The sequence below is a fragment of the Prevotella sp. E9-3 genome (assembly GCF_022024015.1).
Classification (GTDB): domain Bacteria; phylum Bacteroidota; class Bacteroidia; order Bacteroidales; family Bacteroidaceae; genus Prevotella.
Genome location: NZ_CP091786.1, coordinates 1428193 through 1452558 on the forward strand (window position 1 = coordinate 1428193; position 24366 = coordinate 1452558).

Consider the following 24366-nt stretch of genomic DNA (forward strand, 5'->3'; position numbering starts at 1 on the left):
TCCTCTCTCACTGTCCTTCTCGGTAAAAGTCGAGAGCTTCTTCAATCTCCTCTTTTGTGGCCGTTTGGTTGATACGTATATCACCCACATTGCCTAATAGCGTGAAATTGATGCGTCCGGCTATGTTTTTCTTATCGTGAGTCATCAGTTCGAGCAGAGTGGGGTAGTCATTGCAGGTGATGGGCATGCGTCCGTAGTGTTCTATAATGAAGTTGACCACTTTGCACATTTTTTCTGTAGGAAATCCCGTCTTCAGCACACTCAAGTATAGTTCGCAAACCAATCCCCATGCCACGGCATAACCGTGCAGAACAGGCTGGCGCTTCATGGCCAGTGACTCGAAGGCATGACCAACGGTGTGTCCCAGGTTCAGTGCCTTGCGAATGCCCTGTTCGGTTGGGTCCTCCAGCACGATGCGTTGTTTCACCTCCACACTTTCTGCCACCATATGCTTCAGTTGTGTCAGGTCGGGCTGCTCTACATCAAATGCCAACAAACCGTTCAACATTTTCTCTTCGGGGTTGATGCAGCCGTGCTTGAGCATTTCGGCATAACCAGAGAGGATGTTTTCCTGGTCCATTGTCTTGAGGAATACTGTGTCCAGTATCACCGACGATGCATTGCGGAATACACCAATCTCGTTTTTCAGTCCTCCAAAGTTAAAGCCCGTTTTGCCTCCTACAGAAGCATCGACCATGGAAAGTAGCGTGGTAGGAATGTTGATGAGGCTGATGCCACGCTTGAAGGTGGAGGCCGCAAAACCTCCCAGATCGGTTACCATACCGCCACCCAGGTTCACCAGCAACGAGTGGCGGGTAGCACCCTGTTGTTGTAGTTCGCTCCACACATGGCCAACGGCCTCCAGTGTTTTGTGGGTGTCGCCGGCCTCTATCACTATTCGTTCTGCTCCTTTCAAGCAGTCGAATCCTTCTACTATAGGCCAGCACAAACGTGCCGTTGTGGTGTCTGAAAGAACGAAGATGCGGTCGGCTCTGCATTCAGCTATTGCTTCATTCAACGCCCTTTCCAGGTGTTCAGATATGACAACTTTCTGCTTTTCCATTGTTGAGTATTTGTGTCTGTTTTTAAAAGAATAGCGAAGTGATTATTTCACCTCGCTATTAATGATACTCTTTCCGGCGCCCCAGGCGTTGCCCACCTTCTCGCCTACCACACGATACTCCCTCTTGGCAGAGTCGAAGATGACAGGCTGAAGTTTGCCCAAATCGATCTTACCGTCCTCGTCCAGAATACTCTCGTCGGCACTCATGTTTACGATTTCGCCTACTACACGTGCACCGCCGCGGTCGTCCTCGTCAAAGGTTACACATTTGCACTCCAATGTCAGTTTGTATTCATTGATGATAGGAGCATCCACGTTAGGACTCTTGGTAATGGTGAAGCCAGCCTTGGCCACCTTGTCGGGCACTTCATTGGCCGACACGATGCCGAAGTAGTCGCTCTGGGCTATGTCGTCTTTTGTGGCAAAGCTGATGGTAAACGCTTTCTTCAGGCGGATATTCTCGGTTGTTTTGTGGGCTGATAACTGGAAAGTGATGTGCTTTGGTCCGCACTGTCCGCCCCAGGCTGCCATCATCACGTCGGGGTTGTTGTCCTTGTCCCATGTGGCTATCATGATGGCAGGCAGTGGAGTAATAACGGCCTGGTCGCTGAAGTTCTTGCGGCCTTCCACCTCTACCACTTTAATTTTCTCGTTGGAAGCATTTTCGTTCATGGCTTCGTTGCCTTTCTGCTCCTTGTTACCGCAGGCAGTAAAAAGGAGAGCACCTGTCAGCATTATTGCTGAAATTTTCGAAATTGTTTTCATATAAAACTTTGATTATGTGATTGTTATATGTTTTGTGTTAAATGTTTTTGTAGTCAATACTATTGCACCACTTTAAACCTGATGCGGAACGAGCGTTCCTGTTCGTCCCAGTTAGTGCCCAGAAGTTCGAATCGTCCTATCTGACTTGTACTTCTCACATGTTTGCCTATACAGGGACACACGTCGTAGTTGCCTATGCGCACCAGTCGGATGGTCTCCGATGCATCCTCGGGCAGTCGTGACAGTTCCACCCCCTCGGGCAGATTGTCGCGTGTGGCAAATTCATATGTAACAGGCAAGTCCTCTTCTATGAGCTCGTTCATCCGCTGCTCTATCTCGCGCTCGTCCTTTCGGTCGGGCTTGTGATCCAGGTGAAAACTCATCTTGCTCTTTTTCCTTTCCACGTGGGCATTATAGCTGCGTCCACAGCCGAACATCCTTATCATGGTCTGGTTCAGCAAGTGTTCTGCCGTGTGTGCCGGCGGAAACTCGTCCTTATTGTGAGCGTTGAGAATAGGGTCTTCGTTCATTGTCTTTGCAGAAATGCTTTCTCTTTTTTACTCTTTCCAGCGCAAAGGTAGTGCAAAAAAATGATTTAACGAAAGGAAATATCAAAAATGTAAATCATATATCCAAGAAACTGCTACCCTTTGACGGATAGCAGTTTCCTAATTTCTTACTGTGTGACTGTTGTCTTCACTTTTCCTCGCAGATAAATACCGCGACGTGTCGGCTTGTGCTGCAGTTTGATACCCTGCAGACTGTACCAGCCTTCCTCTTTGCCTTCGTCGGTTATGATGCTGTTAATGCTATCATCGGTATTCTGGAGCTCAATCACCAGAGGATCCCACGGAGTACCGACATTACCGTCGCTACTGTAGGTAATCGAGGCGTTCAGCGTCAGAATTTCTTCACCATAGGCAACGCGCAGTTCAATAGGCTGACCGCTTCCTTCTCCTGCTATAAGCAGGTAGTAGAGCCCTTCGCTACATGTGGCAACCCCTCGGCATTCATCGTTAATGAAGGCAGCCACCTCGGCCTCATCAACAGGCTCACCATCATTGACAAGCCTGATAACCATAGACATATTGTCCGGATAATTGGTAGGATCTACCGGTTCGAAGACAGACGGAGCCCTGTGTGCTCTGTTTATTCCGAGTGTCCTGTAGTGTTGGTAATCAACAGTAGGATAGGTAAATACCTTTTCCCGGCTATCTGCGCTATAGTAAAGGTATCCCTTTCCGCTCTCCATAGCTTCCAGATTACCTTCCCATCCATAGGGGCCGTAGTATGCAAATGCGAATTGTGACTTTACTTGATCGCCCGGCTGCGGGTTAGCACCGGCCAGTGCCTCGCCAAGTGGCATTGTTGCAAATGGCGTATAGGGAATCCAGTTCCATCCATTCTTAATCGTTACTGATGAGTTGGGAGATTCTATCTGTTCACCAATCACAATCAGGGGATCAGGTAATTCATGGCTTCCGTCCTTTCGGCTTAGGAACATCTTATACATCGTATTGGCAGACATTTTAGTCAGGGGACCAGACCAGTAAACACCATTGCAGTAGGAGATTCCTTCCGTCTGATCTTTCAGACGCACATTCCATGATGCCACGTCCTTGAAGACCACAGATACAGAGTCGTTTGCTGGAGTTACACCCAGTGATAGCCAGTTCCAGCCCTGCTTCAGACTGAGCGGCTGCTCCACGTACTTGCTCTTGGTGAAGATGACGGGGGTGTCAAACGTACCGTAGCTTTGTGTGGGGTTGAATATTAATGTATCCTGGCTTGTTCCGTTTGGCAGGATCAGACTCACATTAGTGTATGTAATGCCCGTATTCGCATCCCAGATGCGGAAAGTAACAGGCTGGTTCTGGTCTAAATCACACATCTTTCCGTTGATCTCCTGCTGTGCAGTACCATATACAGACAGGGGGATGTAAGCGGTTCCGCGAATCTGCTTGGGAGCAGCCACACCGCGGCATACGCCTTTGATGAAAGCAGCCACGCGACTGTCGGGGTTCTCCATCAGCACACCTCCTATACGCACCTGTCCCGTAATAGTCATCTGATTCTCGTACTTCATCGGGTCAACGGCCCAGTCGGGCATCTGTCCGCGCACCTTCATTACAATGCGCAGGGGCTCCAGAATCTCGTTGTTACCCTGCAGACCTATGGTCACGTCATAGTTACCGATACTTACTAGTGGATTGACCTTGAAGCGTAGCGTTTTCCTGCGCAGCGGCTGCACATTGTCGGTCTGATCACTATCTACAATCGAGAGCCACTGGGGCATATTTAATAAGGTATAGTACTCTACGCTACCGCTCTTGTTTTCGATATTCACGTCGAAGATATAATCATCGCCGTACATCTTATTGATATTCACCGAATCTTTTGTCCACGTCAGCGTGTTCTGCTGTACATAGGCCGTCCAGCGTATGGGCAGTGATGTGTTGCCGTGCAGGTCGTGCACCTGATCGACGGTGATGTTAAGTGTCGTTCCTTCTATGTCACGTGGGCTGATACCGGCTCCCGTCAAGTTAATGACCACTTTACGCTCCGATGCTACGGGCGAGGCTATTATCCGAGTTTCCTCAGGTGCGTTCTTTACGGGGGGAATGGCACGTACGAGTTCAGAATTGGTCGATGAGATCTCAGTATTATGATGTCCTTTTGCCATATTCTGCATGGTTGGCACCTTAGTCTTTACACCGTTCACGTTGTCAGCCTGTTCAAAGGGATAGTAGGCCACCAGTCCGCGTGAATAGACGTCGGCAGTGTCGATTGCGTTGTAAATATTGCCTGTGAGGCAGCTCTCGCTCAGTGCCGCATGCCAGATACGCACCTCGTCCACTTCGCTATCGGTGGTGTTCTTACCTATAATGAGCTCGCTACCCTGAATAGGGGGCACGTCGGCTTCGGCGATGACTGCCGTTCGCTGACCGTCCAGATAGAAACTGGCTGCCTGTCCGCGAACTACATTCAGTGCCAGATGGCGCCATACATTATCCTCGGGGAAGTCCTCGTGGCTGGCTACCGTCTGTTTCTTCTTTCCGTATTCCAGCACCAGGTTCTTCTGTTCATCGTAGTTCAACTGCAGACTGTCCGTCTTGAAAACTACCTGAACAGCAGGGGTGCTATCATCGTGGGTGTTATCACGTTTATACCACATTTCTATAGCATAGCTGTCCCCACGTGTAGTGTTCAAATCTGATATGTTGGCTTTGGCGCCTTCTTTATCTTTAATATGCAGGGCATAGTTCACGTTCTCCAGCTTCCACGAGTTGGGCACCACAAAATTGTGGGTACGTCGCAGGTCAGCGGCCACGTTGCCGTGACCCTCGTCCATGGGCCAGTAGTTGACCAGTCCATACACATAGCCGTCCTTGCTCTGATACATCGTGGAGTAAGCTTCGTTCACATCGTGACTGATATCGTAGAGGCTCAGTGCATGCATATCGGCATTGATATGGCCCAGATAGAGGTAGTTGTCACTGGCAGCGCTGAGGTTCTGCATGCCATCCGTTGTCACGGGCATGTTGTCGAACAGTTTCAGATTTTTACCATCATAACTTGCCAGTACGTCAAAGACAAGATTGGCAGCCTTGAAGTTCAGCGCCAGGAAAATCCACTCGTCTTTGGGCAGCGCATCGGTGCTGATGAACTGATTGCCGGCAACGGTGATTACAAAATGGCCTTCTTCGTCAATACCCAAGGCAAATTTTGTTCCATCTTTACCACTATGCAGAAGGGTACCGCTTTCATGCCAGTTGAACCAGAAGTCCACGGCAAAGTCACCGCTCAGGAATACGGGGTTCTCCGTTTTGGGAGCATCTCCATTGGACTGCAGGCGTAGAGCCACCTCGTGGTTCACCGTCTGCTGGTTCAGTTTGGCCGTTATAATAACATTTTTATCGCTCACATAGCCAGGAACAATATCCTCGTTGAACTCGATAGCCAATTGGTCACCATAATATAGAATACCGTTTGACGGTGCAGGCGTGAAGAGACTTCGCGGACGAGTCAGGTCTTTAACAACCTTAGTCACATCGCTGTAAACGCTCACCAGCTCCGTTCCGTAGGGCGTGGTAGTAAAGGCTCGGAACTCATAGTTGCCTTCGGGATAACTAAGGTTGCTTGACATATCTACGTCGTAGCGAATGTCGCCCGTAGTAGGCAACAGGTCGTTGCTCACACCGGCAGTGTCGGCAGCACTGGTCCACCACGTATGCAGGTCTATCCACTGTGTGTTGCCCTCAAAACGGTATTGTACGCCCACCTTGCGCAGGTTCTTGAACTGACGGTCGAAGTTGGTCAGTTTCAGTTGTAACGTACCGTCCTTACTCTCAGTGTTCAGCACCGGCTCTGTGATAGCCAGTTCGACGGGTGACGATGAGGGTTTGAAGTGGGCGTTGATGGTTACGTCATCATGGATAAGCCCTGGCTGATACTGCGAACAGAAACGCAGGCGTATGCCCTCGTAGTCAAGTATGCTTTGGTCGGTCTGTCGGATGGTGATTTGCTTCGTCACCGTCTCACCCTGAGGCAGCATGATGGAGCGTCCGCTGATGGGCACACCATCCATCAGAATCTGTAGGCCTTTGGTATTGGACGTCTCAGGTACCACCACATTGTAACTGAAGTTCGTTCCTTGGTGCACGCGCGCCATATTAGTGCAATGCAGCGTCAGATGCGCCTCCTGTCCCGAGGCTATGTCGGTCACGGTAACATTCTTCGAAGGGTTCTGCCCCGTGATGCTGATGCTCATGCTGGGCTGTTCCATCTGTTCTGTGCCGTTGCCAAGGGGAGTGCCAGGTTCATAGTATTTAGTCACTTCCTTGTCCTCAAAGGGATTGTATGTCTGTCCGCCATAGAGATAGAAAAAGTCACTATAGCCATTTGTATCCGAGGCATATTTGTTGATGGAGAGGTCGGTGTCGCGGTTTCCATCCTCTACATGATACTCCCATTCGGTGAATGACTCGGTTTTGGTGCCTTCACCAGTGGTACGTCCACCACCATTTTCTGTACTTATGGTTGTGGATACTCCAAATAACCCCAACATGTCGGTTTCCCATCCAAATTTTTCGCCTAAAATACCTCCTATTTTCCAATTAAGAATTCCACTTTTGTTTTTTGTTACAGCATCGCGTTGAGAATAGATATATGATGTACCGCCATCGATGGAGAAATTCTCTGCCACTTTGTTCTTAATGGAGTTAACCTTATTCTCCTCGTTATCCTTGATGCACTTGCGCCAAAGCTCTATCTGATTATTGCACCACTGTACGCTGTCAATACATATTTCGTCCGGGTTCTTCGGTGCCACAAAGCGGTAGTTCCCCTCTTCACCATAACCCGCCTTCCCTTCTTCTATCCACGACAGATAGACTGTTTTTTTGCTGGTATTCTGGTATGCTTCGGCATCTGCTTTTGTAGCGACTGGCGTCAGGAAAGCGTTACGCTGTTCCACCCACTTGGGTATCATCACCGTCTCTATCTCATACTGGCTGTACTTGAAGGACGTTGCTATCTCCTGACCCAGCGAAAGGGCGTCCTCCAGCGCAATGACATACTGCTGGGTGTCGGCGTCCAAGCGTATCAGCAGGTTTCGGCATGAACCCACAATCATGTTGTAAGAGGTACCCACATAGACGTCACCGGCACTGCCTACATAGGGATAGGATGCACTGGTAGATACGGATTCAACCGTAGTGACGGTGGTGGTGGTGTCTCTGTTGTCTTGGCGCTCCCATGTATAGCGACAGCCTATACTAAAATCATTAGTCACTTTCTGTTTATTTATTACCATTACTCCAAATCCAGTAGCTGATTCCGCATCTACACCAGTTAAACAATCAAATACAAGGCTTTCATTGCCATAACCTGAACGTGTAAAATAGTGCGTCTTACTGACCACTTGACCTTTCTTCAGTGTGGTCCTGGACTTTGCCCCTGGCGGGTCGCGTAGCACAAACTGTACAATGTCGGGTCCTTTGGTAATGAAGTTGTTGCCGTTGGTGAGAGCACCCAGCACAATGGCATCCATGTCGTGGAGCACATAGGTACGGTTGTTACGCACCATGCTGACAGAGAAATGACGTGTGTAGGGGCTGGTGATGTTGGGGTATCCCACCTGCCAGGTCAAGTGTCCGCATCCTATACTGTCCAGTTCCATTTCAATGTCCTGAACATCCACAACCTCACCTTCCTTATATTCGATGTCGGGATCATCCACCCGATAAACCACTTTCTGCTCAGAACTCATCTCGTTGGTTATTTTCAACGTTTGGCCCTTCAGGGCGATGATGTCTTCCACAACTTGTTCACCGTCGTGGTTGACGTACCGTTCATAGGCATAGAAGTCGTAGTAGCGCATATCGCCTGTCTCGTAGATGGGGTACCCCAGCAGATAGCTGACGGAGCCGTCTTCTTGAACCGTCCAGATGTTGTTGATGGTGTACTTGTTGCCATCTTCGTCGTTGCCGTAAGTCTTCTCCCTGATACCAAAGACACCAGGCTTATATCCTGTCTCGCTGATCTCAAGTTGCGGTTGTGCATAATAGGTCCACACCTGCTTGGTGTTATAGGAGTAAGCTTGGCTATCTAATGAGTCGTTCAACTCTTTTCGCGGATTGGTGAGGTCAATCTCGGAAAGGGACGAGAATTCTATACCGGGATTGCTGTCTATACTGACGCTCTTGGTGAAGTACTTCAATGGCGGCAGTAGGGCAGAGAACTCACCTGTCAGCGAGTCGGTGCGGATATATATGTATTTAGAGTCGGCACCAGTACCTGTCCAGGCAGTACTCTTGATAGTCGTGGTGTCGCTATCCCAGATGCGATTGGTTGCAGCGGTGCTGATGTGGTCGTCGGCGCAGTTGAAGGATAGCGACTCGTTGTTCAACTCCAGCTTCACAGTGGCAATACCTATATTGTTCTTAGACTCACCGAAACCTACGGCCAACGTGTCGTTGCGCTCACCACCGCCTACGCGGCCCACGAAGTTCACCAGCGTGGAGTCGGCAAAGTCATACGTCACGGCACGGTCAAAGTTGAAGGCGCCTTGTGTGGGAAAACGGCCTTCAGCCACCATGGTGTGGCCGTCGAGCTTGGCCTCCACATAGTGTTTGCCAATGGGCACGCTGATTTTGTAGTAGCCTACGGCATCGGTTTTCTTTACCTCGCCATTACCCGTCACCAGATCACCGTCAACATAAAGCATAATGCCCTCGGCAGGGATGTTTGTGCCCGCATAATAGACGTAACCTTCCATAGGGAAGGAGGAGACGTCCTCGAAATCAGTCTTGTTGTGAACCAGCGCGTTCTGACCAACGAAGAGTACACTCTTTCCGGGATTGAACTCATGGATGCCAAACAACGGTGTGACTGTATAGGTGGTGCCTGCCTCGCTAAAGGGTACACCTTGGATGACATAGTTGCCGTCTGCATCAGTCTTGGCTCTTAGCGCTAAAGCTGAAGGCGTACGGTCTGAAGAAGTAGCATTTTGGATATCCGTACCATGGTGCTTATGATAATCGGTGCCGGTGCGTGAATAGTCGAAAAACTGTGTGCGGAGACCCTCGTCGAAGGTCCAGTAAGTTTCCAGCCCATCCTCATTGCCCACAAGCAGGTGGTTGTAATTCTCCATGATGTCATCTTCGCTGAGGCATTTCGTCCACAGGCGGAACTCGTCGGCCGAGCCTTTGAAATGTCCTAGCTCAAACTGCGTGGCATTGCCGAGTGACAGCTTGTCGGTTAGGGGGATGCTGGCTTTCTTAACAACAGGCTCGTTCCTTTCATTGATAGTCATGACGTAGCACGTCATTAGGGTGCCGCTGCGGGTCAGTGCCACGTGGTTATAGTTGTTCACATTCAACTTGATGCCCTCGAAGGATTGGTAGGTGGCGCTATCGCTGAAAGTCAGCTCTCCGCTGGCGGTCATGTTCAGGCTCACACAGTTGTCGATTTTAATAATCTGTCCATTGCTGAGCGATTCGGGGTACAGCCATAGCTGAACGGAAAAATCACCGGAAGAGAATTTCTCTGTAGCATATTCGGTTGAGGGGTAGTCCCATTTCACAAAACCTGATGAATCATTGAAATACATTGAATAGAACTGGGACTTTTTATTGTCGCCAGAACTGTTCTTCGTCATAATCACATCCACCCCCTTCACGGCAATGCCCGACGAGCCGTAGGCGATACGTCCGGTCACGGTACCGGTGCTCTTGGCGAATCCGATGTCTTTAATATCATTTTTTGACTCAGTACCATCAGAGCACTTATCTGCCACGGAGATGTTGTAGTCGTAAAATACGCCAGGCAAAGCCGTCTCATCAGTATAGAACAGATATTCGTCGGCACTACTCATTTTGGTCAGTTCATTATATTCAGAGCCATTATTCTCCGCTTCGCGACGACTTATGGTGTAAGTCTTTGTCTCGGAACCTTGATTATTGACATGCCACGTCAGTTTTACCGCACCCTCATACACCCCTTTCGATGCATCTAAGTCATAGAACTGCGTACCCTGACCAATGGCTCTCAGAAGGATGGAGTCTTTGTTGAGCACCGTAGAACCAATGAGACCCTCAATGCGGTAGTTGTGAGGAGAACATACACTCAACTGTTCTTCAGTAAAAGGAAATCCGCTATTGGGGTCAATTCCGTTCTGGCGGTCGCTGTGCAAATCAGTGGTGCGGTGCTCCCACCTGAAGGTACTCTGTCCATTAGACGGTATGATGGTATCAACGGGAGTAGTCTCCTTATCTATGTAAATATAGAATTTGTTGCCAATGTTTTTGGGGTAGCCGTCAGACGACCATGTGAATACGAGACGATCGTCCTGCTGTTCAACGTTGAGGTTGTTTACAGGCACCCTGCGTGTGCAGTCCACCGTCACAGATGTCTTTGTTCCATCACGTTTGTCACCTTCATTCCACTCGTTCGAAACGAAATATATATCGTAGGTATGAGTTTGTTCTGTGGTCATTTCCTCATCAACGAAAAAACAAGTGTTCCGATTGTTTGCTATAAGCTTTTTATCATCACGATAGACCACCCACTTGTAGTTGGTGAAATTGCCGGGAATGGAACCTGCGTTCCACGACAGATTTACTTTGTTTTCAACTTGGTTGAATACGCCGCTGGTACCTGTTGCCGGTGACACCCATTGTGCGTATAGCTTTACAGGGCCTTTGTCAGTAGATGAGGCAGTGATTGTAGCCTGGTCACTGTAAAAGGTGCCGCTACCGTCTGCCTTGGTATTCCATCCGATGAAACAATAGCCATCGCGTGTCATAGTACAGGCTTTCAGTTTACCGCCGTTTTCTATAATCTGATTGGTCATGGTAACGTCGGAGCCGTTAGGATAGAAAGTGATGTCCTTGTAGTAATAATCCTTATACGAATAATTTTTAGTGTTGAAGCTTACTTGTTGGTCAAATTGTAATGACTTGTAATTGTTGAAAATGGAATACACCATCATCGCAGTATATTTCCAAGAATTAGCACTGCTGGAATTCCTGTTGTCAAAAGTAAAGTGTTTTTCGTTTTCTTGTTCATTCTTACCTATACCCATTTTTGAGAGTCTTGAGAGAAGGTATTGCGATCCGCTCGCATTTTGATAATCTTCCGTCCAATCTATTGAGGTGTTCTCAATATAATCATTCTCACTAAGATATAAGGCAACAGTTTGAACATGTCCCTTACCAACCTTTGAACTGAGTACATAATTCCATTCTACCTCCCTTCGTGTATAAGATGGCACATTCTCGTTATAGGTAAAAAGTGACATGATAATCATTTTGGATTTCTTCTGGGAAAAACCCCATGTTATAAATTGGCACCCTCCTTCATATATATTATCTGTAATAAAGGTATTATTAGGGAAGCCATTATAAAGCTGGCCAAAATTTAAAGTAGGCTGATCATCATAAGAGGCCCAATGAGATTTCCAGGTCTTAAATTTCCACGGACTTGATGCATTCATTGTTCCAGCCACTAAAAGCATTACGAGTACAAGGGCTGTCTGGCTGAACAGAGAAGTAATATGTTTCATCATTTTTCAATTTATAATTCTTTTTCCAAGTTCATTGTTGCAGGATAGTATCTGCCCGCCTTCAGCGTGGCAGAGGCTGTGCCGGTGTAGGTGCCGGCACTATTGGTCACAGAGAAGAATAGTACTTGTCCGTTAATAGGGAAAAGCACCACATATACACCGTCTGTCGTTTCTGTATCAAGGGTAATATGGAGTGGCGTTCCTGTAGGTGGTAAATTGTCGGGAACTGACACCTGGGCAGGATCTGCATTGGGGACTAAAACATAAGTCTGCGGAAAACCGGCAGAAAGGTCTGTACCATAACTGATACTGAGCGTTCCGACAGGGATAGGATTGTCGTTTTTGTCCTTAAATGTGAACTTGCATGCTGCCAGCAGTGGTTTCATTTCGGCTCGGGTGGCTGTAGCTGTGGTTTCTGTCACCGATGTGACTTCAGCAACACCATAGACATAGTGGAAATCCTTTGCCATATCAGCAAGTAGGCCCGTCTGATGGGCAAGGCTAATGGAAAACTTGCCTCGGTTCTCTACAGATGTGATAGGAGGCGTGGCAGGATAAAGAAGCGCAATTTTGTCCTCCGTAATACAACAGACCTCACCTGAAAAGGACGAGGTGGCACTACCAGAGGCGGCAGTAAGGGTGCCGTAATTCATTGTGATGTCGGTGAAACTGGTAAGGTTCAGGTAAGTGATGGGATCACCGGCTTTCCACGCAGCTCCCAGCGTAGTTGTGTTGTCTGTGAGCGTAGCACGTGACAGGGGCACTTCGGCAATGGTTAGCTGGCGCACATTTCTGCCGTCACCATCTATGGCCTGACCGTCATCGTTGGAGCACGCTGAAAGTACAGCCGAAACGCACAAGGCGGTTAAGGCAGTCAGCGTTATGTTCTGCATCTTATTCATAAGTCAATTGTAAATGTTTAATTGTTTCAGTTCTGGTTCCAATTCTCTTCGTTGCCTGCAGAGGAGGGCGTCTGTATAAAACCGTCACCATCACTACCTGCTTCTTCGTAACCCGATATGGTGGCACTTATGTTCGCATCTCCGCTAGCAGAAGACAAATGGCGATGGCTGGTGATATGAACCACACACAACATGGGCGACTGATAATCTTTTTTCATCATGATAATATGCTGTTTAGTCTGATTAATTTACTTTTACGTTCCAAAGTTAGATAATAACACGTAAACTATTAATAAATCAGTTGTTGCAATATCGAAAAACAATGTTGCAAAAATGAAAAATGCAGAATATCAAGACGTTACGCTTGCATACGTTCGTCTTGTAATGGATATTGTTACATTTTTTTATTTACGAAAGGGAGGCGATAAAGTCGGTAGGGGAGCTGCCGATGAACTTCACAAAGTTGCGGTAGGCTGTATGGCGGTTGCGGAAACCTACATCAAAATAGAGGTGCTTGTGGTCCTGAGCAGGATTGAGGCGCAACTGTGCAGCCATGTAGCTGATGCGCTTCTCGTTCATATAGTCATTGAACGTCATTCCGGTATGTTCCTTGATACAACGGGCCACATAGATGCGGTTGGTGCCGATGGCGGTACATAGCGTCTCGACCGTGGTGTTGGGATTGCGCCATATCTCCCACTCGTCCATCATCTGGCAAATCATAGGCCAGTAATCGTAGGTTGTTTCATCCACTTCTTCCGTATTGACATGGGATGGGAAAGGCTCTGGAACAGAGGAATCTATTTGAGAATTGGGCGACGGAATGACGCGGATATGACGCTCAAAATAGGTGAAGTAGTAAATTCCACAAGTACCCCACAGAATATGCAGGATCAGAAAAATAGGATTGTTAATAAAGACGTTTCCGCAATAGAAAAGGGTAGTGCCCTGCGCGAAGAGTGTAAACCGACGCACCCACTGGTAGTCGGCACTCGAACGGCGCCAGTTGTAGGGAATGACAAGCAGTATGATTGAATATACGAAAAGAAAGGCAATGCTGAGAAAGCGAATTAACACATCCCATTCGAAGATATGTTCACGCAGATCGGCCCATGAATGTAAAAGTTGGAACTGAAAGCCGAAAACCACCGGCAAAGTCACAATAATAGACGGTAACCAGAGCAAAAACAGCCAGCGACCTCGCAACTGCCCCGGACGCATCACCTCAATAGGATAGCCTGTGGCAAGGGTGATGGCATAAAGACCCGCAAATGACTTCAAGGGGTCCAGAAGTGTCCATTCCCTAATATCCCACAAATCGAGGGAAATACCGGTTACAGACACGATGACACAGGCAGAGCATAAAAGGGATAAGAGGGAAAAATAGGTGCGTGAGCGGTCTGGCACCTCCTTGCGTTGCTTCCATAACAGAATGCCGCAAACCAGGGATACTGTCAGAAAAACTCCGAAGATGAATATAATTATTTCTGGAAACATGAGAGTTTGCTACAGTTGAGGATTCCCTCATGCTGTTTGTCGGTTGATGTATTATGTGTTGGCTTTGCCATTGTTTATGGACCATTTGATTTTGCAAAGATAAAGTTTTTTATTTATAAAGAAGTAGGAAATTGGATTTTTTTTAGGTTTACGGGTTCGTTACAGCAACAATATCTTTTTCGGTGTTGATTAAATATGTGCTTTGATATCTGTAATTTTATACACTTTCAGACTGTATATTTATTACGTCAAGACGCGCGAGAATCGCACGAAATTCACCAACTCCTACTTCGGACTTCTACACGCGAATTATGGGGTGTGTTACGAATTATTTGTAATACACTGATAATTAAAGAATTACGTTTATGATATTAAAAAAGGCGTCTCTTTTTTCTTAATAATCACCGAATATAGGCTGCAATTGAATGGTAGTTATACTGCAAGTGAATAAAACCTATACTGCAATTGCTATTCAGTTATACTGCAAGAGACGTTCAGTTGCAGTATAAAAGTTAAAGAATTGCGATATAAGATGAGTTCAGTTGCAATATAGAGGACGTTTCAATTACAATTTAGGCAATTTTTCTTAACCTCGTCGTTCTAATTTGCGATTTTTATTTGTCTTGATTTTCGAAAAATTTAGTGAATGAATATGCAAGATTAGACAGACTTTTTCAAAAAACGGTAGTTGCTACAGCTTCAGTACCACACCGCCACGAGGTTGCAACTTTACCTGCACGGTGGCATCGCGCTGAAGGGTGAGCGTGTGCTGAGTGCCGTTAAGAAGGTCGGTTGCGGTATAGGTTTTCTCCTCAATGCCTAGATAGTCGAAGGCATGCGACGTGAGGTTGACGGACATGTCTATGGGCTGATCGGCAAAGTTTACCACCACAAGCAGGGTGTCTTGCTTGCAACTGCGCAGGAAAGCATACTGACCGCCATACTGTTGATTGGCATACATCAGGTCGAACATTTTGCCATTGGCAATGGCCTTTTCTGTGTGGGCAATGTTAAGTATGCGGTTGTAGAGTGCGGACAATGCCTTTTCTTCTTCGCTGAGCTGCCCTTTGGCTGCCCGTACCAGCGTGTCCACCGACCAGTAGTCGAAAATCGTAGTGCGACCATCGCATCCGCTGAAGCCTTCCTGGTCCATTCCGCGCTCGCCATACTCCTGTCCGGCATAGAGCATGAAAGGATTCTGCTGCAGAAGGACAGAGATGATAAGGGCGGGGATGGCTTTGGCGCCACTGCCTGCAAAGAAATCGCTGGCGATGCGCTGTTCGTCGTGGTTCTCGAGGAAATAGAGCATGTGGTCGCGGATGTCGTCGGTGTGTTGCCATGCATGTGTGATGTCGTGTGAGCCGCGCCGATGGCACACTATGTCGCGCAGTACGTCGTACATGCCCACCTTGTCGTACAGGTAGTCGAAACCGGCTGCGATGTAGTTGCGGTATTCATTGGGATTGTACACTTCGCCAATGAACACCAGATTGGGATATTTCTCTTTTACTTGTGATGTGGCCCATCCCCAGAAAGCTGCCGGCACCATCTCAGCCATGTCGCAACGGAAACCGTCAATGCCCTTGGAGGCCCAGAACAACAGAATGTCGAGCATCTTTTTCCAGGTGTTGGGAATTGGGTTGAAGTGGCCTATGCCGCCAGCATAGTAATCGATGCCGTAGTTCAGTTTTACGGTCTCATACCAGTCGTTTTGTCCCGGTGCGTTGCAGAAACAGTCGTTACCGGTGGCCTTGGCGGGCTCTTCGTGATATGGAGTTTTCTCGCCGTGGTAGAGGTCGAAGTAGGGGGTGAACTGCTGTCCGGGACAGTAGTAGAAATTGTTGCGCTCGGGATTGAAACCCTGTGTGCTGTCATCGTCGGCCCCTAAGTCGCGCACTCCCTTTGGCGCACAGATGCTCTTATACTGTCGGGCAACGTGGTTGGGCACAAAGTCGATAATCATCTTCAGACCGGCACGATGGGTGCGGCTGACAAGTTTCTCGAATTCCTCCATTCTTTTGTCCACGTTGACGGCCAAGTCGGGGTCAACATCGTAGTAGTCGGTAATGGCATAGGGTGAGCCGGCGCGACCTTTTACAACAGCGGGGTGCTGGCGGGGAATGCCATACTTGGAATAGTCGGTCATGGTGGCATGACGAATCACGCCTGTGTACCATACGTGGGTGATGCCCTTTTCTTGCAAGCTTTTCAGCACTGATGGAGTGAAAGCGTTAAACTTTCCGCAGCCATTCTCTTCGATGGTGCCGAAAGGTTTACGCGCTTGCATGGTATTCCCATACAAGCGCGTAAAAATCTGATAGATGATAATCTTATTGGATGCCATGAGCTGTCACGGTATTGTTGATTTTTGCTATCATTCCCTGCAGAGCCTTGCCAGGTCCGCACTCGGTGAAGTCGTCGGCACCGTCGGCAATCATTGACTGTACGCACTGTGTCCAACGTACGCTGGAGGTGAGCTGGGCAATGAGGTTCTGCTTGATTTCAGCAGGGTTGGTGTGAGGCTTTCCGTCCACGTTCTGATAGATGGGGCACTTAGGCTCCTGGAACTCTGTTTTCTCGATGGCGGCCTGCAGTTCGTCCTTGGCAGGCTGCATCAGGGGACTGTGGAAAGCACCGCCTACCTTCAAGGGCAGTGCACGCTTGGCACCGGCTGCCTTCAGCTGTTCGCAGGCCTCGTTGATGGCTTCTACATTACCGCTGATAACCAGCTGGCCAGGGTTGTTATAGTTGGCACATACCACTACGTTGCCTTCGCGGTTGATGCCGGCACAGATTTCTTCAACTTTCTCATCGGGAAGACCAATGATGGCTGCCATCGTTGAGGGAGCTGCCTCGCAGGCTTTCTGCATGGCCATTGCACGGGCATACACCAGTTTCAGACCGTCTTCAAAGGAAAGGGCACCTGCAGCTACCAGTGCTGAAAACTCACCCAGAGAGTGACCGGCTGTCATGGCGGGCTGGAATGCATCGCCCATGCAGATAGCAGAGATTACAGAGTGCAGGAATACTGCAGGCTGGGTAACCTTTGTCTGCTTCAGGTCCTCGTCGGTTCCTTCAAACATAATGTCGGTAATTCTGTAGCCCAGAATCTCATTAGCTTTCTCAAACAATTCTTTTGCCTTGGGGTTGTTGTCGTAGAGGTCTTTGCCCATTCCTACGAACTGTGCTCCCTGACCAGGGAATACAAATGCTTTCATTTCTTTCTTATTCTATTAAATAATATACAAATATGGTTGCAAAGTTAGACTTTTTTTGCGATTCCTGCAACTTTTCATAAACAAAAAAGGAGGGACGAGCCCTCCTTCCATGTGTTATCCTGTGTTCTTGGTGTGTTTAGAATGAAACGGTTTCTACCAGTTCCATCATTTTGAAGAAATCGGCTTTGGCGTCCTTCAGGTAGTACATCACGCCGTTTTCGCAATTTTCTCCCAGAGCAGTCTTCAGCACCGGCATTTTCTCTATCAGTGCTCTGCCAACTTCAGGACGGTTGTCCTCTACCAATTTGCACGCAATACGGAGAGTCTGTCCTTTGAATGCGCAGATTTCTGCTTTCTGGTTGTTCTCTATCTGACGGGTGGCATTGGTTTTTCCAAAAGCCATGATGTAAATTTTGTCCTCAAAATAGAGCATGGCTCCGTAGGGACGTACACGTGGCTGGTCGCCTTCTACTGTAGCAAGGTAGAATGTTCCTGCCTTCTCCAGAAAATCGAATACTTTCTTAGTTGCTTCCATATCAGATGAATTTTTTAGAGTTATAACATTTCTTCAATTTCCTTCTCAAAATCTTTCGGCTCTGTAGTAGGAGCATAGCGCTTGATGGTTTCGCCATCTTTAGAGATAAGGAACTTGGTGAAGTTCCACAGTATATCGCTGTCTTTCTCTACGCTCTTGCTGATGGTTTTCAGCATGGCATGGGTGGCTTTGGCCTTCAGTCCTTTGTATTCCTCGGTAGGAGCCTGAGACTTCAGATACTCGAAAATAGGTTCTGCATTGGCACCATTCACGTCAGTCTTCTTCATAATCTGAAAGGTTACGCCATAGTTCAGCTGACAGAACTCTTCAATCTGGGCATCGTTGCCCGGATCCTGCTCCTTGAATTGGTTGCAAGGGAAACCTATGATTACGAGGCCCTTGTCCTTGTATTTCTGATTCAGTTCTTCCAGTCCGGCAAACTGGGGGGTGAATCCACACTTGCTGGCAGTATTGACTATCAGCAACACTTTTCCCTGAAACTCGGAGAAGTCAATCTCCTTACCTTTGCTCGTTAGAGCTTTGAAATCATAGATCTTCTTCATATTCTTTATTTGTTTATATCGTTTACGATTTTTGATGTTGCAAAGATAGAGAGTTTGTTTTATATCGCAAGCGATTTATGAAAATATTTAATAATGATTAACAAAAAGTCGTAGGCGATATATTTTGAGGAGGTCTATTACAATATAATATATTGAGAAGGTACTTTTTTTGTGTGATGCTACTTTGGCACGGTATTTGCAAATGTTATGGCAGAATTATTAAAATAAACATTTCTAATATAGAGTTATGCAAAAAGGTAATATCGGGGTTACAACCGAGAATATTTTCCCCGTCATCAAAAAGTTTCTCTACAGCGATCATGAGATTTTCCTGCGCGAGATGGTTTCAAACGCCGTTGATGCATCGCAGAAAATGAAGACCCTGGCTGAAAAGGGTGAGTATAAAGAAGAACTGGGTGACCTCACAGTTCGTGTGAACTTGGACACCGAGAAGGGTACCATCACCATCAGCGACCGCGGTATTGGTATGACCGAAGAGGAAATTGACAAGTACATCAATCAGATTGCCTTCTCGGGTGTTACTGACTTCCTGGAGAAGTATAAGGACAATGCCAATAATATCATTGGTCATTTTGGTTTGGGTTTCTACTCTTCGTTCATGGTATCAAAGAAGGTAGAAATTATTACTAAGAGCTATAAGGAAGGTTCAAAGGCTGTGAAGTGGAGCTGTGACGGAAGTCCTGCCTACGAGATTGACGATGCCGAGCGTGACAGTCGTGGCTCAGATATTATTCTTTATATAGACGATGACTGCAAGGAATTCCTTGAGAAACAGAAGATTGAGGGCCTGTTGAACAAGTATTGTAAGTTCATGCCTGTGCCTGTAGCTTTTGGAAAGAAGCAGGAGTGGTCGAGCGATGAGAAAAAGATGGTGGACACTCAGGAGGATAATATTATTAATAATGTGGAACCTCTGTGGACCAAAGCTCCCTCGTCGTTGAAGGAGGAAGACTACAAGTCGTTCTACCGCACACTCTATCCTATGCAGGACGAGCCTCTGTTCTGGATTCACCTGAATGTGGACTATCCTTTCAACCTGACGGGTATTCTGTATTTCCCACGCATCAAATCGAACATAGAGATTCAGCGTAACAAGATTCAATTGTATTGCAATCAGGTGTTCGTGACCGATCAGGTGGAGGGTATTGTGCCTGAGTTCCTTACCCTGCTGCATGGCGTAATCGATTCACCCGACATTCCTCTGAATGTGAGCCGCAGCTATCTGCAGAGCGACCGTGAGGTGAAGAAGATTTCTACATATATCACTAAGAAAGTGGCCGATCGCCTGAAGGCTATCTTCAATGAAGACCGAAAGGCCTATGAAGAGAAGTGGGACGACCTGAAACTGTTTATCAACTACGGTATTCTGTCAGAACAGGATTTCTACGATCGTGCTAAAGATTTCTCACTCCTGAAAGATACAGAAGGTAAGTATTTTACTTTCGATGAGTATAAGCAACTGATTGAGGCTTCGCAGAAGGATAAGGACAACCAGCTTGTATATCTCTATGCTACTGACAAGGAAGAACAGTACAGTTATATTAAGGCCGCGCAGGACAAGGGTTACTCTGTGCTGCTGATGGACGGACAGTTGGATGTGCCTTGTATTCAGACTTTCGAACAGAAATTCGAGAAGAGTCGTTTCACCCGTGTGGATGCCGACATCATTGATCGTCTGATTGTGAAGGATGAAGCTCCTAAGAGCAATCTGTCAGATGAGGAACGTGACAATCTGTCAGCGGTATTCCAGTCACAGGTTCCTTCACTTGAGAAAGCTGAGTTCCGTGTTGAAGTAGATGCCTTGGGTACTGAGGCTCGTCCGGTGGTGATTACTCAGAACGAGTGGATGCGCCGCATGAAGGAAATGAGCCGCTATCAGAGTGGTATGAACTTCTATGGACAGATGCCCGATTCGTTCAATCTGGTACTTAACAGCGACCACGCTTTGGTAAAGAAAGTACTTGACGATGCTCAGGCTGCACTGACCGAACAGCTGAAACCAATCGACAGTGAGATAAAGGGACAGGAAGCTCGTTTGGCTATTCTGAACCAGCAGACTGAGAAGAAAAAGCCCGAGGAAATCACTCAGGAAGAAAAAGATGACAAGGCTAATACTCAGAAGTCTATTGATGAGCAAAAGCAGAAACGCCAGCAGCTTATCGCTGACTATGCCAAAGGTAATGATATCGTTCATCAGTTGATAGATTTGGCATTGTTGCAGAACGGCATGCTGAAGGGCGAGGCACTTGACAAGTTCCTGAAACGTTCTGTTGATCTGATTAAGTAATAAGAGGATAGATACTGAAAAAGTCCGAACTGATTGAATGGTTCGGACTTTTTTATTTAAACTTAAGTTTCAGTTCCTGGAAGTCATAACTCCTTTTCTTCTTAACTTCTTAACTTATTTACATCTAAACTTCTAGAGAAACTTCAGTTAGCAACCTTTCGACGTCATAATGTTCAGTACCATTTCGTCGGTGGGCCCCATGCCGTTGGCTCCAATTGAAGTGAGATTATGAATACATTTGTCAACACAGTCATCGACAATGCCTTCATTCGAAGTGACACACTTGCCTTCCATGGATAGAAGGGCAGAGAGAAGAGCAGTGGAAACACCCGAGGTGATTTTCAATGAGCACGATGGTTTGGCACCATCGCAAATCATTCCTGTAAGATTGGCCACCATATTCTTCACTGATCGGCAAATGTGCTCGTAATCGCCACCCATGAGATAGGTGATGCCAACACTAGAGCCAATACTGGCAACCACACATCCGCAGAGTGCTGAGAGCATGCCAAGCGACTGTTTGGTATAGATGACGGTGAGATGGCTGAGCATGAGGGCACGAAGCAGTTCTTCTTCTGTGTTCTCGTTCTCTTTGGCATAGACACATACAGGATTCGTTGCACAAATGCCCTGATTGCCTGAGCCACTGTTCGACATGACGGGAATCATGGCGCCACCCATACGGGCATCGCAGGCAGAAGCTGTACGAGAAATGATGTGGGCATAGATACTATTACCGAATATGCCTTTGGCCATAGGACGCTCAATGGTTTTGCCTAAGTTGTGACCGTAGTTGCCTTTTAGGGCTTCGCGTGCAGCATTCATATTGTACTTGCGGGTTTCTTCAATGAAGCGAATCTCATCGAGTGGAGCTGTGGTGGCGAAGTCATAGACCATGCGCAGGTTGAGTGATATAGGCTCTTCACTTGGCGCCTTCCGGGAATCGTCGGCACAGGATGTGTCTTCATTGGCATCCTTGAAATGGGTATGCGTTTTTTCAATGATGGCAGTCTGGTGCTTGTCACCAGCCGTTACAGTAACCTCAACATAGAGCTTTTCGGTGATTCCCTTTTTCAATCGGATGTCTATTCGGTTCTCTTTGACGAATTGTTTCCCCTCTTCAAGAGACAATGGAGTTAGATCCTTCAATACTTCCAGTTGATACTCACTCTTTCCAATAAGTGCGCCTAAGGCAATGGCTATTGGAAGTCCTATCATTCCAGTACCTGGAATGCCTACTCCCATTGCGTTTTTCAGGATATTAGCACTTAACAGTACTTCTATGTGCTCGGGCTTACAACCAAGCATTTCAGTAGCCCGGGCAGTACAGAGCGCTACACACATAGGCTCTGTACAACCAATGGCCGGTACTACTTCTTCTTTAACGAGGGCAATGATGCGCTCGCGGGTTTCTTTATCAATCATTTTTTATAATTGTGAAGTCCAATATTCAGGAACTTCAAATATTCTTCGATATCTTCATCGTACGAACGAAGACCATTCAGAGGTTTGCCTGTGTGTGGGTCAAGGAGTACATAGAATGGTTGGGTGTTGGCACCAATCTTTGTACGTTGCAGGTAGCTCCATTTGTCACCAACAGTGCGAAGGGTACTCTGACTGCCATCGGCCTCGGTCACCTCAATGGGATGGGGAAGAGGAGTTTTGTCGTCAACATACAGCGAAATAAGAATATATTCGTTGTTCAGAATGCTCTGTACCTTCGGATCAGTCCATACAGCTGCTTCCATCTTGCGACAGTTCACACATCCGAAACCAGTGAAATCCACCATTACAGGCTTGCCTTCAGCACGAGCTGCTGCCATACCGATGTCGTAGTCTCGGTATTTTGCCTCGACAGACCCCTGATAGAGGTTGAAGTCCTGAGTGTTCATAGGAGGAGTGAAGGCTGAGATGGCTTTCAGGGGAGCACCCCATAATCCTGGAATCATATAGATGGCAAACGACAGTGAAATAAGAGCAAGGAAAAACTGTGGTACATTGGTATGTTGATTGTCATCATCGTGAGGGAATTTTACCCATCCCAACAGGTAGAAACCTAAGAGGGCAAACATAACAATCCACAAGGATACGAATACTTCACGGTCGAGTAGATGCCAGCCGTAGGCCAGGTCGGCAACAGAAAGAAACTTCAATGCAAAGGCTAGCTCAATGAATCCGAGTACCACTTTAACCGTGTTCATCCATCCGCCAGACTTTGGCGCACTCTTCAGTAGTGAGGGGAAAAGAGCAAAGACAGTGAAGGGAATGGCCAGTGCTATGGCAAAACCAAGCATGCCGATAGTAGGTGCTATGATGTCGCCTTGTGTGGAAACGGCTACTAATAGAAAACCAATGATAGGACCTGTGCAAGAGAATGACACCAAAGTGAGTGTGAAGGCCATCAGGAAAATTGACAACAGTCCCGTTGCAGATTCTGATTTCTGATCAATCTTGTTCGACCAACTGGAGGGAAGTGTCAGTTCAAAGGCTCCAAAGAAAGATGCCGCAAACACAACCAGCAGTGCTGCAAAGAAAATATTGAAAATGGCATTCGTTGAAAGAGCGTTCAGGGCTGATGCACCAAACAAAAGAGTAACGAAGAGTCCCAACAATACGTAAATGACGATAATTGAGACACCATAGGTGAATGCTTCGCGAATGGCTTTCGAACGATCTTTGTTACGTTTTAAGAAAAACGATACAGTCATAGGAATGATGGGCCATACGCATGGTGTAAGAATAGCAATAAAGCCACCTAAAAGTCCCTGAAGGAAAATGAACCACCACGAGGTTGTAGGGGCATTGTTGCCTCCTTCAGTAAAATTCTTCAGGTCACTGATAATCGGACTCCATAGATCATTGCCTGCAGTAGAAGTAACGGCTGCCAGCGTGTCGGGTGACTCAGAGACTACACTGTCAGTACTTTCTTTCTCATCGTTAGCAGTTTCAATTCCTTTATCATCAGTTTTTGCATCATCCTTTCCGCTTACAACTGGTGCATTGCCAGCGGCTTTGAATGCTACTTGAGTGGGGGGCATGCACATCTCATCGTTGCAAGCACCATATTCAAGATAGGCATCAATTGTATATTTCGGTTTGGTGAAGCGAATTTTCTGAACAAATGTACCTTTCTTTTCGAAAAAGCGAAGGGTCATGCCAAACATTTGGTCAAACTGCTCAGTGACTTTTCCACGTGGCTGGAGTTTTCCAACCAGTTCTGCTCCTTCAAGTTTGACAGTGTTGAACGTTGCCTCGATGGGACCGTCTTGTCCTAAATCGGTAGAATAGACGTGCCAGCCATTGTCGATAGTTGCCGTGAAAAGAATTTCGGCAGTAGCATCGTCAAGAGCTTTGAGTTCTGTCTTAAAATGAACGGGATTCATCATCTGGGCGTGTACAGCTACGCTCAGCAGCATGAAAAATAGTGCAAAGTTTAGTTTTCTCATTGT

13 protein-coding genes and 1 pseudogene are annotated in these 24366 nt (G+C 47.1%); 1 reads left to right on the plus strand and 13 read right to left on the minus strand.

Annotated features, from left to right (window positions below):
* Nucleotides 1–7: 7 nt before the first annotated feature.
* The 11 genes and pseudogenes from aroB to L6475_RS05145 form a co-directional block, all read right to left on the minus strand.
* Nucleotides 8–1063, minus strand: a complete 1056-nt coding sequence (gene aroB, locus L6475_RS05095) for a 3-dehydroquinate synthase (protein ID WP_237823129.1) — start codon at nt 1061–1063, stop codon at nt 8–10.
* A gap of 42 nt (nt 1064–1105) precedes the next feature.
* Nucleotides 1106–1828: a flavin reductase family protein gene (locus L6475_RS05100; protein WP_237823132.1), complete on the minus strand. Its 723-nt coding sequence runs from the start codon at nt 1826–1828 to the stop codon at nt 1106–1108.
* Nucleotides 1829–1887: 59 nt separating this feature from the next.
* Nucleotides 1888–2343, minus strand: a pseudogene (locus L6475_RS05105) (hypothetical protein); the annotation flags it as partial.
* Nucleotides 2344–2504: 161 nt separating this feature from the next.
* Nucleotides 2505–11897 (minus strand): LamG-like jellyroll fold domain-containing protein, encoded by a 9393-nt coding sequence (locus L6475_RS05110; protein WP_237823138.1) that lies wholly within the window; start codon nt 11895–11897, stop codon nt 2505–2507.
* An 8-nt stretch (nt 11898–11905) separates the two neighbouring features.
* Nucleotides 11906–12796 carry a hypothetical protein gene (locus tag L6475_RS05115; RefSeq protein WP_237823141.1) on the minus strand — a complete coding sequence of 297 codons (891 nt, stop codon included), beginning with the start codon at nt 12794–12796 and terminating at the stop codon, nt 11906–11908.
* Between the two features lie 26 nt (nt 12797–12822).
* Nucleotides 12823–13017: a hypothetical protein gene (locus L6475_RS05120; protein ID WP_237823144.1), complete on the minus strand. Its 195-nt coding sequence runs from the start codon at nt 13015–13017 to the stop codon at nt 12823–12825.
* A 187-nt stretch (nt 13018–13204) separates the two neighbouring features.
* Nucleotides 13205–14293 carry a helix-turn-helix domain-containing protein gene (locus tag L6475_RS05125; RefSeq protein ID WP_237823147.1) on the minus strand — a complete coding sequence of 363 codons (1089 nt, stop codon included), beginning with the start codon at nt 14291–14293 and terminating at the stop codon, nt 13205–13207.
* Between the two features lie 691 nt (nt 14294–14984).
* Nucleotides 14985–16637, minus strand: coding sequence for an alpha-amylase family glycosyl hydrolase (locus L6475_RS05130; RefSeq protein WP_237823150.1), 1653 nt, complete (start codon nt 16635–16637; stop codon nt 14985–14987).
* Nucleotides 16624–17511, minus strand: coding sequence for an ACP S-malonyltransferase (gene fabD / locus L6475_RS05135; RefSeq protein WP_237823153.1), 888 nt, complete (start codon nt 17509–17511; stop codon nt 16624–16626). Before fabD ends, L6475_RS05130 begins: the two co-directional genes overlap by 14 nt.
* A gap of 136 nt (nt 17512–17647) precedes the next feature.
* A complete protein-coding gene (locus tag L6475_RS05140) occupies nt 17648–18046 on the minus strand; it encodes a pyridoxamine 5'-phosphate oxidase family protein (protein WP_237823156.1) in 399 nt (132 codons plus the stop codon).
* A 20-nt stretch (nt 18047–18066) separates the two neighbouring features.
* Complete coding sequence (locus tag L6475_RS05145; protein WP_237823159.1) at nt 18067–18609, minus strand: glutathione peroxidase; 543 nt, start codon at nt 18607–18609, stop codon at nt 18067–18069.
* A 247-nt stretch (nt 18610–18856) separates the two neighbouring features.
* On the opposite strand from L6475_RS05145, the gene htpG reads away from it, so the two are divergent.
* Nucleotides 18857–20917 carry a molecular chaperone HtpG gene (gene htpG / locus L6475_RS05150; protein ID WP_237823162.1) on the plus strand — a complete coding sequence of 687 codons (2061 nt, stop codon included), beginning with the start codon at nt 18857–18859 and terminating at the stop codon, nt 20915–20917.
* A 147-nt stretch (nt 20918–21064) separates the two neighbouring features.
* Here htpG and L6475_RS05155 read toward each other — a convergent pair whose 3' ends face one another.
* Together L6475_RS05155 and L6475_RS05160 are read right to left on the minus strand one after the other, a co-directional pair.
* Nucleotides 21065–22342: a serine dehydratase subunit alpha family protein gene (locus tag L6475_RS05155; protein WP_237823165.1), complete on the minus strand. Its 1278-nt coding sequence runs from the start codon at nt 22340–22342 to the stop codon at nt 21065–21067.
* The gene (locus L6475_RS05160) at nt 22339–24363 is read right to left on the minus strand and encodes a cytochrome c biogenesis protein CcdA (protein ID WP_237823168.1); all 2025 of its coding nucleotides are present in this window, start codon (nt 24361–24363) and stop codon (nt 22339–22341) included. Before L6475_RS05160 ends, L6475_RS05155 begins: the two co-directional genes overlap by 4 nt.
* Between the last annotated feature and the right edge of the window lie 3 nt (nt 24364–24366).

Bases quoted from the DNA above. Each gene is read 5' to 3' on its own strand.
- L6475_RS05130 (WP_237823150.1), bottom strand. From the start codon at position 16,637: ATGGCATCCAATAAGATTATCATCTATCAGATTTTTACGCGCTTGTAT.
- L6475_RS05155 (WP_237823165.1), bottom strand. From the start codon at position 22,342: ATGATTGATAAAGAAACCCGCGAGCGCATCATTGCCCTCGTTAAAGAA.
- L6475_RS05145 (WP_237823159.1), bottom strand. From the start codon at position 18,609: ATGAAGAAGATCTATGATTTCAAAGCTCTAACGAGCAAAGGTAAGGAG.
- L6475_RS05120 (WP_237823144.1), bottom strand. From the start codon at position 13,017: ATGATGAAAAAAGATTATCAGTCGCCCATGTTGTGTGTGGTTCATATC.
- htpG (WP_237823162.1), top strand. From the start codon at position 18,857: ATGCAAAAAGGTAATATCGGGGTTACAACCGAGAATATTTTCCCCGTC.
- L6475_RS05160 (WP_237823168.1), bottom strand. From the start codon at position 24,363: ATGAGAAAACTAAACTTTGCACTATTTTTCATGCTGCTGAGCGTAGCT.
- L6475_RS05110 (WP_237823138.1), bottom strand. From the start codon at position 11,897: ATGATGAAACATATTACTTCTCTGTTCAGCCAGACAGCCCTTGTACTC.
- aroB (WP_237823129.1), bottom strand. From the start codon at position 1,063: ATGGAAAAGCAGAAAGTTGTCATATCTGAACACCTGGAAAGGGCGTTG.
- fabD (WP_237823153.1), bottom strand. From the start codon at position 17,511: ATGAAAGCATTTGTATTCCCTGGTCAGGGAGCACAGTTCGTAGGAATG.
- L6475_RS05140 (WP_237823156.1), bottom strand. From the start codon at position 18,046: ATGGAAGCAACTAAGAAAGTATTCGATTTTCTGGAGAAGGCAGGAACA.
- L6475_RS05100 (WP_237823132.1), bottom strand. From the start codon at position 1,828: ATGAAAACAATTTCGAAAATTTCAGCAATAATGCTGACAGGTGCTCTC.
- L6475_RS05115 (WP_237823141.1), bottom strand. From the start codon at position 12,796: ATGAATAAGATGCAGAACATAACGCTGACTGCCTTAACCGCCTTGTGC.
- L6475_RS05125 (WP_237823147.1), bottom strand. From the start codon at position 14,293: ATGTTTCCAGAAATAATTATATTCATCTTCGGAGTTTTTCTGACAGTA.